9 protein-coding genes are annotated in these 16,513 nt (G+C 38.4%); 5 read left to right on the top strand and 4 right to left on the bottom strand.

The window, feature by feature from the left end; all coding sequences use genetic code 11:
* Window positions 1-261: 261 nt before the first annotated feature.
* The 5 genes from BLT04_RS15990 to BLT04_RS15970 all read left to right on the top strand — a co-directional run bounded on the left by BLT04_RS15990 (window position 262) and on the right by BLT04_RS15970 (window position 7,702).
* Complete coding sequence (locus tag BLT04_RS15990) at window positions 262-1,836, top strand: autotransporter outer membrane beta-barrel domain-containing protein (RefSeq protein ID WP_089756801.1); 1,575 nt, start codon at window positions 262-264, stop codon at window positions 1,834-1,836.
* 49 nt (window positions 1,837-1,885) lie between these two features.
* Window positions 1,886-2,809: a hypothetical protein gene (locus BLT04_RS15985; protein ID WP_139166269.1), complete on the top strand. Its 924-nt coding sequence runs from the start codon at window positions 1,886-1,888 to the stop codon at window positions 2,807-2,809.
* Between the two features lie 478 nt (window positions 2,810-3,287).
* Window positions 3,288-4,475, top strand: coding sequence for an FAD-dependent oxidoreductase (locus BLT04_RS15980; RefSeq protein ID WP_089756799.1), 1,188 nt, complete (start codon window positions 3,288-3,290; stop codon window positions 4,473-4,475).
* Between the two features lie 25 nt (window positions 4,476-4,500).
* The gene (locus BLT04_RS15975; protein WP_089756798.1) at window positions 4,501-6,261 is read left to right on the top strand and encodes a flavin monoamine oxidase family protein; all 1,761 of its coding nucleotides are present in this window, start codon (window positions 4,501-4,503) and stop codon (window positions 6,259-6,261) included.
* 205 nt (window positions 6,262-6,466) lie between these two features.
* Complete coding sequence (locus tag BLT04_RS15970; protein WP_089756797.1) at window positions 6,467-7,702, top strand: YaiO family outer membrane beta-barrel protein; 1,236 nt, start codon at window positions 6,467-6,469, stop codon at window positions 7,700-7,702.
* A 3-nt stretch (window positions 7,703-7,705) separates the two neighbouring features.
* Here BLT04_RS15970 and BLT04_RS15965 read toward each other — a convergent pair whose 3' ends face one another.
* From BLT04_RS15965 to BLT04_RS15950, 4 genes are read right to left on the bottom strand one after another with little or no spacing between them, the layout of a single operon-like run.
* Complete coding sequence (locus BLT04_RS15965) at window positions 7,706-11,140, bottom strand: sulfatase-like hydrolase/transferase (protein WP_089756796.1); 3,435 nt, start codon at window positions 11,138-11,140, stop codon at window positions 7,706-7,708.
* A complete protein-coding gene (locus tag BLT04_RS15960) occupies window positions 11,134-12,201 on the bottom strand; it encodes a HEAT repeat domain-containing protein (RefSeq protein ID WP_139166268.1) in 1,068 nt (355 codons plus the stop codon). The genes BLT04_RS15965 and BLT04_RS15960 overlap by 7 nt, the downstream gene beginning before the upstream one ends.
* Before the next feature lie 6 nt (window positions 12,202-12,207).
* Window positions 12,208-12,564, bottom strand: a complete 357-nt coding sequence (locus tag BLT04_RS15955; protein ID WP_089756794.1) for a response regulator transcription factor — start codon at window positions 12,562-12,564, stop codon at window positions 12,208-12,210.
* A 5-nt stretch (window positions 12,565-12,569) separates the two neighbouring features.
* Window positions 12,570-16,475 (bottom strand): response regulator, encoded by a 3,906-nt coding sequence (locus BLT04_RS15950; RefSeq protein ID WP_089756793.1) that lies wholly within the window; start codon window positions 16,473-16,475, stop codon window positions 12,570-12,572.
* Window positions 16,476-16,513: the final 38 nt, after the last annotated feature.

Raw genomic sequence — 16,513 nt, 5'->3', positions numbered from 1 at the left:
TACAGTATAATTCACACGTTGTAGAAAATTTTCTACAAAGACCTTTATTTTATTCTACAAAATACATTATTTTTTGTAGAAACAATTCTATAATTTTACATTATAATTAAAAACACACCTAAATATTCATTAATTATATGATAATTTCGCAATAAAACATACGAAATACTATCTATCTATTAAAAAAATGCTTGTGCATTGTTTATATCTCTGAAATAATTAACTGAATAAAGAAACTAAGCTATTTAAAAACCAAAATAAATGTCTAAAAATTTTACAAAAGTATGGATGGCAGTAGGAATTTTCAGTTCTTGCTTCGCTTCTGCTCAAGTTGGGAATGTAGGAGTAAATACTCCAAATCCAGGTTCTACAATGGATATCAACGGATCTGTAGCTGCAAATTATACTGCGGTAAATGCAGCATCCTACAATTTGAACTCATCAAATTTCCACGTATCATACAATGGCACTTCGAATGCTGTTTTTAATCTTCCGGCAGCCATTAGCGGAACAGGAAATTTTAAAGGAAGAATGTATACTATTAAGAATAATACAAACTTCACAGTAACGGTAAATTCTGCAACGCCCGAAACAATCAACGGAAGCGCCAGTGTTTTTGTTCCGGCAAATCAAAGTATTCAATTAATCAATACAGGCCTTACCGGAGCAAATTCTACCTGGGAAATTGTTTCTTTAGGCTCTTCTTCCACAGGCGACTATATTATCGTGAAGCCCAATGCGGCCCAAACTGTGTCTACAGGATCAGATGTGACTTTCGGATCGGTGCTTATCGCCAATAATATTACCTATAATGCAGGAGTTTTTAATCTGAAAGCGGGTAAAACATATGTTTTGCGCTGCCAGCTGCATGCTACGGATTTCTCATTAGCAGGCGGTTTTTTCATTTATGAATGGGTTGATGCCTCAAATAACTCGGTCCTTCCTACAAGCACTACCGGCGTTGTGGATGCAATAAATAATTATCCTGCAACAACAATTGGCGGACAGCCTGAAGCCTATGCGATTTACCGGCCGACTGTTGATACCTCTGTAAAAGTACGATTAGGAGGTGCAGGAACAGCACAGTTAAATCCAGGTATCGGTTTCATGTCTATCACCGAGCTTTCAGGGGGTAACGGCAGCGGAACGACAGTAATTAACAATAATATCACCTCAAGCAACGGTCTTACAATGACAGGCACTGATGTAAAGTTGGGAGGTACACTTTCGCAGGCAACGGATATTAATAACGCAGGAAATAACCTTAGTGTAAATGGCAGCGGAAAAATTCTGGTGGGCACAAATACAGTTCCTGCAGGAGCAGCAAGCTCCAAGCTTGTCATCGATAACGGCACGACAAACGGCGCGTTACAGATAAAAGACGGCACACAGCAGCTGGGTTACGTACTGACAAGTGATGCCAACGGTCTTGCCACATGGTCTTCTACGACTACAACAGCATTTGCAAATAACTGGACTTCTTATACCGGGACATTGGTTAACCCTTTTACTGGAGTTCAGGGAGGCGGTCTTGCAACAGGGATCTCAGTAACTATTCCTGCAAAAGGCTGGTATTTTTTCCGTAGTGGAATTACTATACAATCAAATTGTAATGACTTTGGATTTTATATTAACGGAATTGGTGATATTTGGAGAACCTATTGTAATGTTGCAGACGTTCAAATGATGTCTCCGCGAGATCAAAATCGTGTACTTTATTTTTCAGCTCCCGGCACTTATCCCGTTTTAGCTGTAAAAACCAATGCCACTGTACCGGTAGGATTCAATATAGGTAACCCTGGATTTTATTTACAATTTGTAAAATTCCAGAATTAATGGTGTGGATTTCAATCGTAAAAAATCTTTTTCACAATTAATTTATCTTATGAAAAAAAATTCACTTTTAGCCTTAATTGCTACTTTAAGCAGTGTATTATTTTATTCACAGGCAGGTAATGTCGGTATCAATACTTCAGATCCCGGAAGCAATCTTACCGTAAGCGGTTCATTTGCCGCTACATACAGGCAGGCTTCGGCAAGCGGAAATGTTGGGATCAATGATTATTATGTGGCTTATAATGGCACAACCAACGGTACATTAACTTTACCCGCGGCCATAAACGGATCCGGAAATTTTATCGGAAGAACTTACCATTTTAAAAATACAGGAACAGCAACTCTTTCAGTAGCTGCAAGCGGAACAGAGCTCATTGATAATCAAAGCGGAGCGGGTGTTTCGTCTGTGAATGTACCTCCGGGATATTATGCTTTTTTTATCAGTAAAGGAACAACTACGGGAACAACGTGGGAGCTTATCTTACTTTCAAGCTCGGACAGTCTTCCTGCAGCGGCATCCACTTATGCGTTTTCTACGGTAAGCACTACCACGAGGCAGACTCTTCCTGCGACTACAGGCCCATACATTGGTTCCGAAATCAATTATCCGCAGGGAACTGTGATAAACACCGGAAATGCATTAAATACATCAAACGGTCGTTTTACGGCTCCCACAAACGGATATTATATGTTCTACGGCTCTACCCAATTTGATAACAGCCTGATTTCAGGAACTCCAACATTTAATTTTGCTGTGCTTTATCTGATTAAAAATTTCAGCACCACTCCGAATAACGTACTGGTGCAGTCTTTTCAGCCAAACCCGGGAACTCTTGTCGGTGTAAATGTTTCGTGCATTACTTATCTGAATGCCGGAGAAACCGTAAGCATGGCCTCCGTAGCGGCAGTAAGCAGCGGCAGTGTCTATCAGGTGGTCGTAAGCTCGCTCTACGGATATAAAATTGCAAATTAAACTTAAATATAATTAGTTAATCCTCCTGTTCTCATTAAAAATTTACAGATGATGAGAAAGAAAACGTTCCCAAACAAAAACAGGAGGATTCTAATTTAGATTAATATTGATCATCCAATAAAACCATTTCCTTTCAGAAGTGGTTTTTTATTTTCAGTAAACCATTGTTAATGAAATAATTATCAAAATATCATCTCCGTTTTCAAATATTTTATTAATAAGTATTTCTACTCAATCCGGGAATTGGTCATTTATACGGTAAAACATCTGCATTCTTCTTTGTTCCTTTGAAATGCTTATTAAAAAACAATTTTCCGGGAAAATTCATGATTATACCGCGAAAAAGCATTTAACATTAACCTTAAAATATTCATTTTTTGGACGACTGGAACATTTACATAAATAATTGACAAACAAACACATTGTAGCGTTCTGTATGCCTATTCCAATCAACCATAAAAGCTAAAAACTATAACACATGACTCAAGAAAACTACGACGTAATCGTCATTGGTGGAGGAGCAATCGGCCTGGCAACAGCGTATCATCTCGGCAAACGCAATGCAAAAACCTTAGTTCTGGAACAATTCACCTTTGTGAATCAATTGGGAAGCTCAGCAGGGGTTTCCCGGCAATTCCGGATTCCGTATCCTCAAGAATATATGGTGCAAATGGCCCTGGATGCAGAGCCTTACTGGGACGAACTTCAAAAGCAAACTGATACTCAATTGTTGGATAAAGTCGGAACCCTTTGGTTTGGAGACCCGAATGTACATTCCACTGAAGGAAATATTGCGGAAGCAGAGCAGGCTTTAAAAGCATTAAATGTACCCTACACCACCCTTACTTCCAAAGAAATCGAAGAAAAATACCATTTCAGAAACCTTCCCGAAACATACACAGGATTATTTCAGCCGGACGGCGCCAGCATTAATTTTAAAGCAACTATTGAAACACTTTTAGATCTTTGTAAAAAATCGGAAACCGTTGATCTGGAAGAAAATTCACCTGTTCTTAAAATCGAGCAAATGGGCGATCTTTTTGAAATTATTACTCCCAATGGAAGCTATATCACTAAAAAGCTGGCCATCATTCCCGGTCCGTACATCAACAGTGTGATCAATTTACTGGATTTTAAAATTGAAGCAACCTATTGGAATATGTCTTCGGCTTATTTTAAAAAGACAGATCCGAATATTCAATATCCGACATGGTTTGTATTTCAAAATGCAATCGGTGAAAACGGAAATCAGTTTTACGGTTTTCCTTCCGTTGACTGGGATCATCCGGAATACATTCGTGTGGCGCCGGATTTTGTAATCACTCCTTTGGAAGAACCGAGCGACAGAACATTAATTCCCAATCAGCAGGAACTTGAATATACTTCCGAATGGATAAAAAATCACATGACAGGCCTAAATACAGAACCTGAATATACCTCGACATGCCTTATCGCTTTAAGTAAAATCGCGAACAAAGAATTATTGATCGATTTTGCCCCAAATTATGTTCCGAATCATAAAAATATCGTATTGTATGCTACGGGCTGGGCCGCAAAATTCACTCCGTTTCTGGGAAAAGTAATGACCGATCTTGTATTGGACGGGCATACAAACTTTGATATTACGCCTTTCCAATTAGGAAGAAAATATTTTAAAGCACTTTAAAAACTAAATTAAAACTAAAAATACCATGAACAAAAACACGCCTTTAAATCCGGGAAAACATCCTGATTTAAAAATTGAAGTCGCTATTATCGGTGCCGGAACTTCCGGATTATATACGGCTTATCGTTTAGTAACTGATAAAAAATTTAAAGCCGGCGATGTACAGGTTTTTGATATGAACAGTAAGCTGGGCGGAAGGCTGGACTCTGTTGTTATGCCGGGAATGGATTTCTGGGGAGAATTGGGAGGCATGCGGTATCTGACTTCTCAGCAAATTGTAACCACATTAATTGAAGGATATGCGCCGCCGGAAGATCCCAATAAACGTATCCCCGTTTTAACAGATCAAATGACGCCGATTCCTTTTCCCATGGGTGATTCTTCAAAATTATTGATGTACCTTAGAAAAGACCGCTGCAAACAGGATGCATGGAATGTTGCCCAGGCAGAAGGTAAAAAGCTTACCACAAGATATTATTTAAATGATGATGATTTCGGTTTTAGCTCAGATCAGTTATTTAATAAAGTTATTTATGATGTTTTAATGGCAGATCCCTGGGTTGCAGAGAAATACGGAAAAAAAATAAAAAGAGGAAAAACAATCTATGATTATTCATTTGAATTGGATAGCAGAGATTGGGATGATATCAAGCCTAAGCTGGTTTATAATTTCCCGAATTCGCCTTACGACAAACGTAAAGTAAACGACCTTGGTTTCTGGAACTTAATCAAAGATCAGGTTTCACAAGAAGGCTATGAGTTTTTAGCCAATGCAGGTGGATATTATTCAAACACCATCAACTGGAATTCCGCGGAGGCTTTTCCTTATATGGTGGGAGATTTCTCTGCAGGAACGATTTATAAAACCATTGAAGAAGGGTATGACAGCATCGCGTATGCGCTTGCAAATGCTTATATGGAGCATGAAGGAGCGACCATCTGGTCTGAAAATAAATTACTTACCTTCACAAAAGCACATCCTCTGACAGATACTCATAAGTACGAGCTTACTTTTCTTAACCTGAAAACCAATACACAATGGAAAGTATATGCGAACTCGATCGTTCTTGCAATGCCGAGAAAATCTCTGGAGCTTTTGGATCAGAATAATTTCTTCTTTAATATTAATGAAAATTCAACCCTGAATTACAATATCCGTTCTGTCATTATGGAGCCGGCGTTTAAAATATTAATGGGCTTCCCATATCCTTGGTGGAAAGAGCTGGGAATTGATTCCGGGCACTCGATCACCGATTTACCGATGAGACAGTGCTATTATTTCGGGACAGACGAGCATACCGACAACTCAATGCTGCTGGGAAGCTACGGAGATATGGAAACTGAGACTTTCTGGAAAGCCCTTACTGATGATAAGGTACTTTTTGAAGTAAAACCTGCAAAATCAGCATCCTTGAAAGAATTACATGAACTGGATGATGTTCAGGCTACCAAATTAATGGTTGACGAATTGATGAATCAGCTTCGGGAGCTTCACGGAGATCAGGTAACGATTCCTGAACCTTATGTAACATATTTCAAAGATTGGACAGAAGATCCTTTCGGAGCAGGATACCACGCCTGGAAAGCAGGCTATTCTGTTAAAAACGTAATGCCATACATGAGAAAGCCAGTTGCCGATGAGCAGATCCATATTTGCGGAGAAGCTTATTCTGATCAGCAGGGCTGGGTGGAAGGCGCTTTTTGTGAAGCCGAAAAAATGCTTCAGGAATATTTTGGAATGCATCGCCCGATCTGGCTGAGCCCGGATTATTATCTGGGATGGTAAAATAAATTCAGATATCATCTAAATAATTCAAATGAATATAAAATTAAACAACAGCATCATGAGTGGTGCTGTTGTTTATTATTTACCGCATTCAAGGCCGTTTTTTCAAAAAAAACTTAGCAATTAGCTCTTTTACATTTTAAAAGTTCTATATATTTGCTATAAGACATAATAATATTCAGTTTAAAAATTAATTAACCACTTCATGAAAATATATTTTAGATCTTTGGCTCTATTGGTGTTTTTTCCGTTACAAATATTTGGACAACAAAATCTGTCTGCTGAAGAACTATTCCAGAAAGCCAGAACAGCCGCATTTGAAAATAAAGACTATACAACCTCAATTGCGCTGACTCAGCAAGCTCTAGAAAAATCTCCCAACTATACCGATATTTCAGTTTTTTTAGGAAGATTATATACATGGAATAAGGATATTGATTCTGCAAGAGCCGTTTTTGAAGGGCTTGCAAAAAGAGATGTTCAGGATGAGGATTATTTCCTGGCATATGCCTCTCTCGAGTACTGGAACGACCAATATGCCAAATCCATTGAAATACTGAATAAAGGCTTATCTTACCATCCTCAGTCTGAAGCATTATGGCTGCTAAAAGCAAAGGTCTTGTATGCCGACAATCAGTTTGAAGAATCTGAGAAAGCGATTAAAGCTACTTTAGCCATTAATCCAAAGAATACTGAAGCAAACAGTCTTGCCGTTAAAATAAATGAATTAACCTCAAAAAATGCCGTAAGCATTACCTATAATTATTCCCATTTTGACAAGCAGTTTGATGATGACTGGCATATTGTAGGGGTAAGCTATAAAAGAGTAACTCCCATTGGCTCTGTAATTCTCAGAGGAAATTACGCCAACAAATTTGCCCAGAACGGCACCCAGATTGAGCTTGAAGCCTATCCGAGATTATCTAAAATGTTTTATTTATATGTGGGCGGAGCCTATTCCGGGGATGTAGGCTTGTTTCCAAAATACCGCACGGGAATTTCCCTGAATGCCAATCTTCCCCACAGCTTTGAAGCGGAAATCGGCTACCGACAGCTTTATTTCAGTAGCAATATCTGGATGTACACGGCATCTGTAGGCAAATATTACAAAAATTTCTGGTTTAATCTTCGCACCTATATTACTCCTGACAACAAAAATATTTCGCATTCCTACACAGGAACAATACGATATTATACCAAAAGCGCACAGGATTATATTGCTTTTCAAATCGGAACCGGAATCAGCCCGGAAGAAAACCGCAATAACCTGCTGGAAAATGAAACCTATAAGCTTAAAACATTTAAAATAGGTGCAGAATATAATTTTTCCGTAAAAAAGAATGCTTTTTCTTTGGGAACTATGTATTACAATCAGGAATACCTTCCTAATACGAAAGGCAATCAATTTGATGTCACATTGGGCTACACCAGAAAATTCTAAATATTATTTTGATCTGAATTTTTTCTTAAAGTTAATCATCACCGAATCCGGCATCAGCTTTTTGGTGGCGTAAAAACTTGAATTCATGGTTTTGAACTGGTTAAATTTTTGATTAAGTCTTTTAAAAACCGCATCATCACGATAAGCATCTGATTCTGAGCTATTAATAATGAATAATTGCCCGTCATGAAGGTAATAATTCCCTGAAATAAAATCAATCATCTTGTCCTTGCTCTGCATCACCGGAATATCTGCCTTACCGATTTCCGTATCACTGGAAAAGCCTCTTCCCAGCCATGCAACGGTCGACGGAGTTTTTATTTTATAATTATTTCTGTAATATGCCAGAATAGAAGGCGCCACATCAAAATGGCTTGTTATTTTCTTAAAACGTTTAGCTTCTTTAAGTAAAGGTGAATAAATCAGCAATGGAACATGGAACCTGTCAATGTGCGACTGTAAGGTAATTTCCGGCATGCTGTGATCACCCGTTATGATGAAAATGGTGTTTTCAAAATCCTTGCGTTTACGGTAATTTTCAAAGAACTTTTTCAGAGCATCATCAGCATTAACAACCGAAACCAACTGGTTTTTAAATGTAGAAGCCCATTTTTTCTGTTCAGCCGATAACACGTTCGACTTCATTTTCTCGTTGTAAAGCTTTTCATAATACGATGGGTTATTGATCAGAAAAGGATTATGGGTGGAAAGCGTTAAAACCATATTAAAATAAGGTCTTTCTGACACTGTTTTGGGTTCAAGCATTTTATTGAAAACCGCCTGATCTTCATATCCCCAGCTTTCACCGTTATTGGCGGGAAGCCTTTTGTATTGCTTTCCAAATGATGACTGATCGACAATATGGTCTACATTACTATAATCCAGGAATTCTTTAAATCTGTCAAATGAAACATTTCCTCCATAATAAAAGCCCGTCTCAAATCCGTTTGCTTTTAATATATTGAAGAGATTAAAATTTTCCGGTGTTTTATCAATTTCCAGGAATCCGTTTTTTCCAAAAGGAAGAGATCCCGTAAGCGAAGGCAGAGACCCGAAAGTTCTTCCGGCCGAGCTCAGATTATTTTCCCAGAACAGGCTCTTTTGAGACAAGGAGTCTAGAAAAGGTGTAAAATTTCCAACATATCCTTTAGGCGAGGTATAAGCATGCCCAAATCCTTCAAGCACAACCAAAACGAGGTTAGGAGCTTTTGAAGACTGATTAAAATAAGGTCCCAGAAAATCCGGCGTAGTTTCTTTTCTCCAGAAAGGAAATGCCTGATCGATTGTTTCTGCATTCGTTGCAGACAATTCAGTACTTTCAAATATATCTCTGATTTCCGGATAATCATTAATAAAATTATCCTCATTGGAGGTAAAGAAATAGTCCCATTTACTTTGCCCTGCAGTCTGTGTCAGCGTATTGGAGTATTTTGATTCATTAAATTCCATGCTGTTTTCCGGAACAAAAAATGCCAGCAGACCGAGACAGAAGAATATTATTGTAACATATACTGACTTAAAACCAGATTTTCCGGCAATCCATAAGGGAATTATTGTGGCTCCCGCCAGGATTATCAGCAGAGCAATATTCTGGAAGCTAAGCATTCCGCTCGACGCTAAAATCTGTTTTATCTCATCCTTCGTATAGTACAAAATATCGGCTCCCAATGTATTTTGGGTTACCGAAAAATATAAAAACAGAATATACTGCATCATGACAACAAAAGCAAATGCGGTGATGCCTATTGTTTTTGCCCAGCTTTCTTTTATAAAATTAATGATGAGGTAAATAATTCCCAGCCCGAATATCAGCTTACAGGTGAATAAGAGATTTTGAAAGAAAAGATTTGCCAGAACAGCATCCATATCGAGGCCCGGAAGAGAATATCTGTACCAGAGCCATTCGGCAGTAATTCCCACTAAAAACAACAGCAAGAAAACAACAGAAAGCATTCCCCATTTTTTGAGTCCGTTTTGAAGAATGGCGGATATTCTCGTTTTGAAAGGCAAATTTTCCGTACTTTGGTTAAAGCCCTGCCTTTTCATTTCTCCCCATCCATGGGATTTTTTAAAATAATCAATAAATCCGTTGACGCCTGCTTTTACCACAATAGGGTGAAAATAAAAAGGTTCTGAAAAAGCAGTTCCGATTAAAGTAAGAAAATCTTTCCTTTTGGTATAAACCTGATAGCTTACAAGATCGACCAATATGGAATAAATGGAATACAGAAATCCCAGCGAGATTACCAGCGCAAAAAGGATGACAAAAAACGACCAGTTGATAATTCCCAGCAAAAGAAAGGCAATAAAAACGATATAGCCCAGAAATTCTACCAACGGCCCCAGAAATTCAAAAAAGAACCAATAGGGAAGACTTACCATGCCTAATTTGCCGTATTTCGGGTTAAACATTAATTTTCGGTGTTTCCATAGGGTTTCCATGGTTCCCCTCATCCACCGGTTTCTTTGTTTTTTAAGGATATCTTTGCTTTCAGGAACCTCGGTCCAGCATAATGGGTCAGGAATTGTGCATACTTCATAGGGCGTTTTCTGCTCTTCCATGTATTTTCGCATACGCACCACGAGCTCCATATCCTCTCCTACTGTATTTCTGTCGTACCCGCCGCATGCTAAAACAATTTTACGGTCAAAAACTCCAAATGCACCGGATATTAAAATTAATCCTGAGGCTCTTGACCAGGCCATCCGTCCCAAAACAAAAGCCCTTATATATTCAAGCGCCTGAATCTTGCCGAGCAATGTTCTGGGCATGTTTACACTTACGACTTTTCCATCTTCAATAACGCAGTTGTTGGCAAGGCGTATAACTCCGCCACAGGCAATGATTTTTTTGTCGGTCTGCTGCAAAAAAGGTTTTGCAAGCTTAAGAATTGAATCCTGTTCCAGAATACAGTCTACATCAATACAAACCAGATATTCACCGGAAGATACATTGATCCCTACATTCAGGGCATCGGCTTTCCCGCCATTTTCCTTATCTACAATGATAAGTTTTTTAAACGCCGGATTTTTACTTTTATAGATTCCTCTTATTTTATTGGTTTCAATTTTCCCCTGTACAAAGAAATGCACACATTCCAATTCATAAGCATCTATTAATTTCTGTAAAGAATCATCTTTACTGCCATCATTTACAATAATAATTTCAAGATTGTGGTAATATAATGAAAGCAAAGACCTTACGTTCTCCACAATGGTCATTCCTTCATTATACGCCGGAGCAATAAGACTGAAAACCGGAGCATTAGGATCTGCTGCTATAATGCTGTAATCGGTAAATGTATTTTCTTTTTTATAGCGTATCACGGCTCCCAGCGCGTAAATCCCAATCCAACCATATATAAGCGCTACAGCAGTTCCGTACAGCAGGAACAGCCATATGATAATTTCATAAACAATATGTGAAAATTCTACCATACTTTTTCCAAAAGTGCATGTTTAATAATTTGAATCAGCTCTTCGGATGAGCTGTCATCCTGTGCCAACTGTACTAAATATTCCTGATGTCCCAATGCGATAAGCCCTTCTGCAGCCACAACTTTAATCCCGGGAACGCTATTATCCATAAGCTCTTTCTTAAGTAAATCTGTACTGATCCGGTCTTTTGAAGCTTTTACGGCCTTAAGAATTTCAGACTGAACCTCAACAGGCTGGTCAGGATATTTTTCAATAAAAGAATCAATCGTTGCCGGATTTTCCAGAGAAAGAAGGGTTTGCACAGCCTGAATTCTTACCTCATCAGAAGGATGCTCCATCAAATCCATCGTTGCAGAGTAAAAATATAACAGCTGAAATTTTCGCAACAGCTTTAAAGTAAAAATAATAACCGAATCATTTTTACTCTGAAGCCAGTCTTTTATTTTCTCTTCGGAGTTTTCGGGTATGCTTGTAATAGATAGCAGTAGCCTGAGCTGCTGCCATTCTGATATCGTATGCTTAGCAGTATTCAGAAAATCGAGCCCTTCAAACCCTTTTAAGCTTACCATAGCATATTGGGCTTCCTGATAAACCTGTGAAGACGGATGGGATAAAAAAGTGGAAATTTTTGTTGCATCTTCTTTAGAATCCATGACCGTAAGCTCCTCTATACCGCCGGCGATGAGGTACGCTTTTTTCTGATACAGCTTTTTTTTCGCTTCGTGGTGAAGATCGTACTGCCGGAAGAGATCTTTTATTTTATCTTTTGCCGTTCCGGAAAATTTTTTTTCAGAATCAATCAGCTTTTGAAGAAATAAATTCCGGAAAGAAGGAATTTTAGAGAATTTATAAAAATCTGCATCTGAAAGCACCTCCTTTTCATCATAAACGATGGTTTCGGATATCTTCTGATTGATTATTTTTAACCAAACTGATGCGCGCAGCGATTTCTGATACTGGAGAAAGCTGTAAAAAAGCACCATTACAATGAATAGCACAACCAATGACAATATTCCCAGGAATACGATAAATAAAAAATGTATTGAAGGAGTTGAAAGCATAGGGTTTTATTTTGGAATAAATCTTTTAATCCTCAGCATCAATTCATTAGGACTGAAAGGTTTTACAATAAAATCCGAGGCTCCCAGATCAAAAGCATTAAGCACAACCTCTTCCTGGCCCATGCTTGAAAGGATAATGACCGGAACCTGCTTTCCCATTGTCTTTATCGAAGAAAGTATTTCTATTCCCGAAGCAAAGGGCATCATAATATCAGTAATGGCAAGATCTACGTCCTTTTCTCTTAAGGTGTCGATGGCTTCTTTCCCGTTACGGGTCAAAATAACCTCATGCCCTTCTTTTAACAATTTATGTTCAATTGTTTTTAAAATCAGCTCGTCATCTTCAGCGATTAGAATCAACATAATTTTTAGTTTTTATTTAGTAAAGCTTTAATTAAATTTAGTCCGATTGATATTTCATGAATAACTTCTTTCTGCATGGAAGAAAAATCCATGTTTTGCGCGGCAGTGCTCTCCCAAAGCAAAACGGTTTTTGCAAGTTTTACCAATCCTGCGGTTCCGGCGGTTCCTTTGAGCTTATGAAGTATATTTTTCAGTTTTTCCACATTTCTTTCTGCAACAGCGCTATTGATGTTGTCTTCTGCCAGGCTGAGCTCGTTAATCACTAAGTTTAAGAACATGGCTTTAAAATCCTCATCATCCTCTCCTATCTGTTCCTTTAAAAGATTGATGTCGAGATGATTTTCCATTATGACAGCAGCTTCAGCATCTCCTTGGGGAAGATATTTCTTCAACATTTCCAGCAGGTCAGACTGCCGTAATGGTTTGGAAATAAAGTCATTCATTCCGGATTCCAGGCATTTTTCCTTTTCGCCCAAAATAGTGCCTGCCGTAACTCCTATGATAGGAACATCCAAATATCCCGGCAGCAAACGGATTTCTTTTGTTGCCTCCAGGCCATCCATTACAGGCATCTGAACATCCATCAGAACAAGAGAAAAATGGTTGCCTTTACATAATTCTAAAGCTTCCAGGCCATTGACAGCTTCGGTAAGCTCTGAATTAGGGATGAGATATTTCATCATTTTATTATTCAGGACCATATTTACCGGATTGTCATCTACAAGAAGTACTTTAAGATCTGGTATATCCAATAACGGCTGCTGATCCTGCGAAACTATCGTCGGAGCTGCCTTTTCATTTTCTTCTACCGCGCGTTTAAGGGTTTTATATAATTCTTGTGATTTTATAGGTTTCAATAAAAAATATGAATCTTCTTCCTGCCGGAAAGAATTAATCACATCATGCTCTTCCGAGGACGTATGAAGAATTACAAGCGGAGAAACCTTGTTCTGCTGACGGAACAGCGCTTTAATTTTCTCTATGGTCTCCAATCCCGATATGATAGGCATATGATAATCCATCAAAATAACATCAAAATGTTCTCCGGCCAATAAGATCTGCAATGCTTCCATTCCGTTGGCTGCCAATTTTGAATCAATATTTTTATAGGCCAGCATATGCTGCAGAATCACCCTGTTGGCTTCATTATCATCTACAATAAGTACGTTTTGTACGGGCACTTCTTCATCATTGGTTACTTCGGACACTTCGGAAGGCACTTCCAGGTCAAAGAAAAATACAGATCCTTTATCCTGAGCACTATTCAGCTGAAGATGGCTTCCCATGTATTTCAGAATATTGTTTGAAATGGTAAGGCCGAGTCCTGTTCCTCCATATCTTTTGCTGATAGAGCTGTTTTCCTGGGTAAATGCGTTAAATATAGACTGTTGCTTATCTTCCGGTATCCCGATTCCTGTATCTCTTACTGCAAACCGAAGCGATATATTTTCTCCGTCTGTATGCAGCTTTTCGACTTTAAGCTCTATTTCTCCATGTTCGGTAAATTTTACGGCATTTCCTAAGAGATTGATCAGAATCTGCTTCAGCCTGGATTCATCGAGCCATACTATTTTTGGCAATCCCGGTTCAATATTCAGAAGGAGCTCAATATTCTTTTTCTGGGACTGATAAAGAATGACATTGATCACCTGACTTACCAGATCGTATATATTGGATTTTTCAATGAAAAGTTCCATTTTACCGGATTCTATCTTAGAAAAATCAAGAATATCATTGATAATTGTAAGAAGATTTTCCCCGGATTCATTAATATAGTTGAGATATTGCGTCTGCATTTCATTCAATGGCGTCTTGAGCAGAAGGTCAGAAAATCCTATCACCCCGTTCAAAGGAGTACGGATTTCATGGCTCATATTGGCTAAAAACTCTGATTTTGCCCTGCTTGCAATATCTGCCATTTTTTTAGCATTTTTAAGCTCTTCATTGGTTTTTATGATATGGGTTATATTCTGTACAGAAACAATAATTCCGCCGATTACTTCATCAGAAAGATACCATGGCCTTACTTCCAGATTATAGTGCTGAAGCTCGTCTTTATGGCCAACCTTAATGACAAAATTTTCGTTTTTATATGCCTTCCCTTTTAAGGCATTCCGGTATATTATCTTGCGTTCTTCAGGAACATTCGGTGATATAACAAAGAGATTTTCTCCCTGCAGTTTCATATCATTCATTTGAAACTCGTCCTGCCAGCTGCTGCTCACGGAAAGATAATTGAGATCTCTGTCGAACATGGCCACCGCAACGGGAGCATATGTCACAAATGACTGCATCATTGCTTCTTTTTTCTCCAGCTCAAGATATAGGTTTTTGAATTCGTCAATATCCTGAATAATTCCAAAAATCCTGCTGCAGACCCCGTTTTCAAACTCCGGAATTCCTTTTACTCTTACCCAGATTGTAACCCCGTCATTGCGTACAAGCTGGAACTCCTCATCATACGGAATCCCTTGATTTACCGCCCTGTCGAATAAAAATTCGACCCTCGGCCTGTCTTCTTCTTTATAAAAATGCAGCGCATTCTGAAAATCAGGCTGAAACTCAGGGTTTATTTTGTGTATTTCTTTTGCGGTTTTTGACCAGAATACGGAATTATTTTTCAAATTGACTTCCCATCCTCCAACCTGGGCCACAGCGCTTGTTTGCTCAAGTATTTTCTTTGTATGCAAAAGATCTTTTTCCAGAGTCATTCTTTCAGTCACATTCAGTGCTGTGCTTAAAACATATGGCTTACCTTCCTTATTGATTTCCACACGGTTGTGATACATCCATATGAGTTCTACGCCTTCCTTTGTTTTAAGGATCATTGTCCCCAGATCTTCCTTATTTTCGTTAATTCGCTGAATGTAGCTATCGAGTAATTCCCAGTTTTTTTCAGGGACAAGGTTTCTTAAATTCAATGCGCTTACTTCATCATCGGAATAATTTAAAATTTCCCTGCCTTTTTTGTTAACCTCAAGAATATTGCCCTCCATATCATGCATGCTCATTAAACCGATAGCATTTTCGAAAAAGCTTCTGAAACGGCGTTCAGAACTTTCCAGCGTGAGCTTTTCTTCAATATGCTGGGTAATATTGGTTCCGAAGCAAAAAATCTCAGAATTATTTTGATTTTGTTTCAGATACCATTCTATGATGACACGGCTGTTTTCATTGATTTTTGTGGATGTGGTAATAATGAGCTCTTCATCTTTTTGAAGAAGATGATCTATTTTCTCTTTTAAATTATAATCCTGATCTCCGACAAGATTTAAAAACTGCAAATTGGTTAAATGATCATTATCTAATCCGAAAGCCAATCTAAAAGCGGGATTTATATCCTTCAGAATAAGCTGATTATCAAGCACGCATATCGGATTATTGGAGACGTCAAAAATCTGCTGGAAATATTCAGCCTGAATGTTCTTTCTCTTTCCGATTAAAAGCTTGGTAACGGCTTCGCCCAATTTTTTAAGGGTTGAGATCTGGCTGTCCGACAAAATTTTAGGCTCATAATCAAAAACGCAGAGCGTTCCCAGGGCAAATCCTTCATCATCAATTAGCGGTACACCGGCATAAAAACGAATGCCTCCGGCTATAATCAGCGGATTTTCGCGTGACCTTTCATCCAGTAATGTATCATTGATAATCAAAACCTCGCCGCTCGCGATAGAATATTGACAAACCGTATTTTGGCGGTCTACCGTATCTAAAGAAATCCCTATACAGTTTTGTATCGTCTGGGTCTGGCTTTCCATTATAGCAATAAGAGCATTTTCGCAGCCTGAAACCAAACACGCGGTTTCTGCAAAAACGTCTAATTGAGGGTCTTTTGGTAAATTTAACAAATTAAGCAGTTCCAACTTTTTAATTCGCTCGTTTTCATTGTCAGGAACTGGATACTTATTCATATAATCAACAATATTTCATTATAACATTTAAAAATTTA

Origin of the sequence: Chryseobacterium soldanellicola, assembly GCF_900100115.1 — a bacterium.
Lineage (GTDB): Bacteria > Bacteroidota > Bacteroidia > Flavobacteriales > Weeksellaceae > Chryseobacterium > Chryseobacterium soldanellicola.
The sequence above is the reverse complement of the archived record's forward strand: the minus strand, read 5'-3'. Positions and strand labels throughout refer to the sequence as shown.

What these genes read in the sequence shown, in the direction of transcription:
- BLT04_RS15990 (WP_089756801.1), top strand. Translation starts at nt 262, where the DNA reads ATGTCTAAAAATTTTACAAAAGTATGGATGGCAGTAGGAATTTTCAGT.
- BLT04_RS15985 (WP_139166269.1), top strand. Translation starts at nt 1,886, where the DNA reads ATGAAAAAAAATTCACTTTTAGCCTTAATTGCTACTTTAAGCAGTGTA.
- BLT04_RS15980 (WP_089756799.1), top strand. Translation starts at nt 3,288, where the DNA reads ATGACTCAAGAAAACTACGACGTAATCGTCATTGGTGGAGGAGCAATC.
- BLT04_RS15975 (WP_089756798.1), top strand. Translation starts at nt 4,501, where the DNA reads ATGAACAAAAACACGCCTTTAAATCCGGGAAAACATCCTGATTTAAAA.
- BLT04_RS15970 (WP_089756797.1), top strand. Translation starts at nt 6,467, where the DNA reads ATGAAAATATATTTTAGATCTTTGGCTCTATTGGTGTTTTTTCCGTTA.
- BLT04_RS15965 (WP_089756796.1), bottom strand. Translation starts at nt 11,140, where the DNA reads ATGGTAGAATTTTCACATATTGTTTATGAAATTATCATATGGCTGTTC.
- BLT04_RS15960 (WP_139166268.1), bottom strand. Translation starts at nt 12,201, where the DNA reads ATGCTTTCAACTCCTTCAATACATTTTTTATTTATCGTATTCCTGGGA.
- BLT04_RS15955 (WP_089756794.1), bottom strand. Translation starts at nt 12,564, where the DNA reads ATGTTGATTCTAATCGCTGAAGATGACGAGCTGATTTTAAAAACAATT.
- BLT04_RS15950 (WP_089756793.1), bottom strand. Translation starts at nt 16,475, where the DNA reads ATGAATAAGTATCCAGTTCCTGACAATGAAAACGAGCGAATTAAAAAG.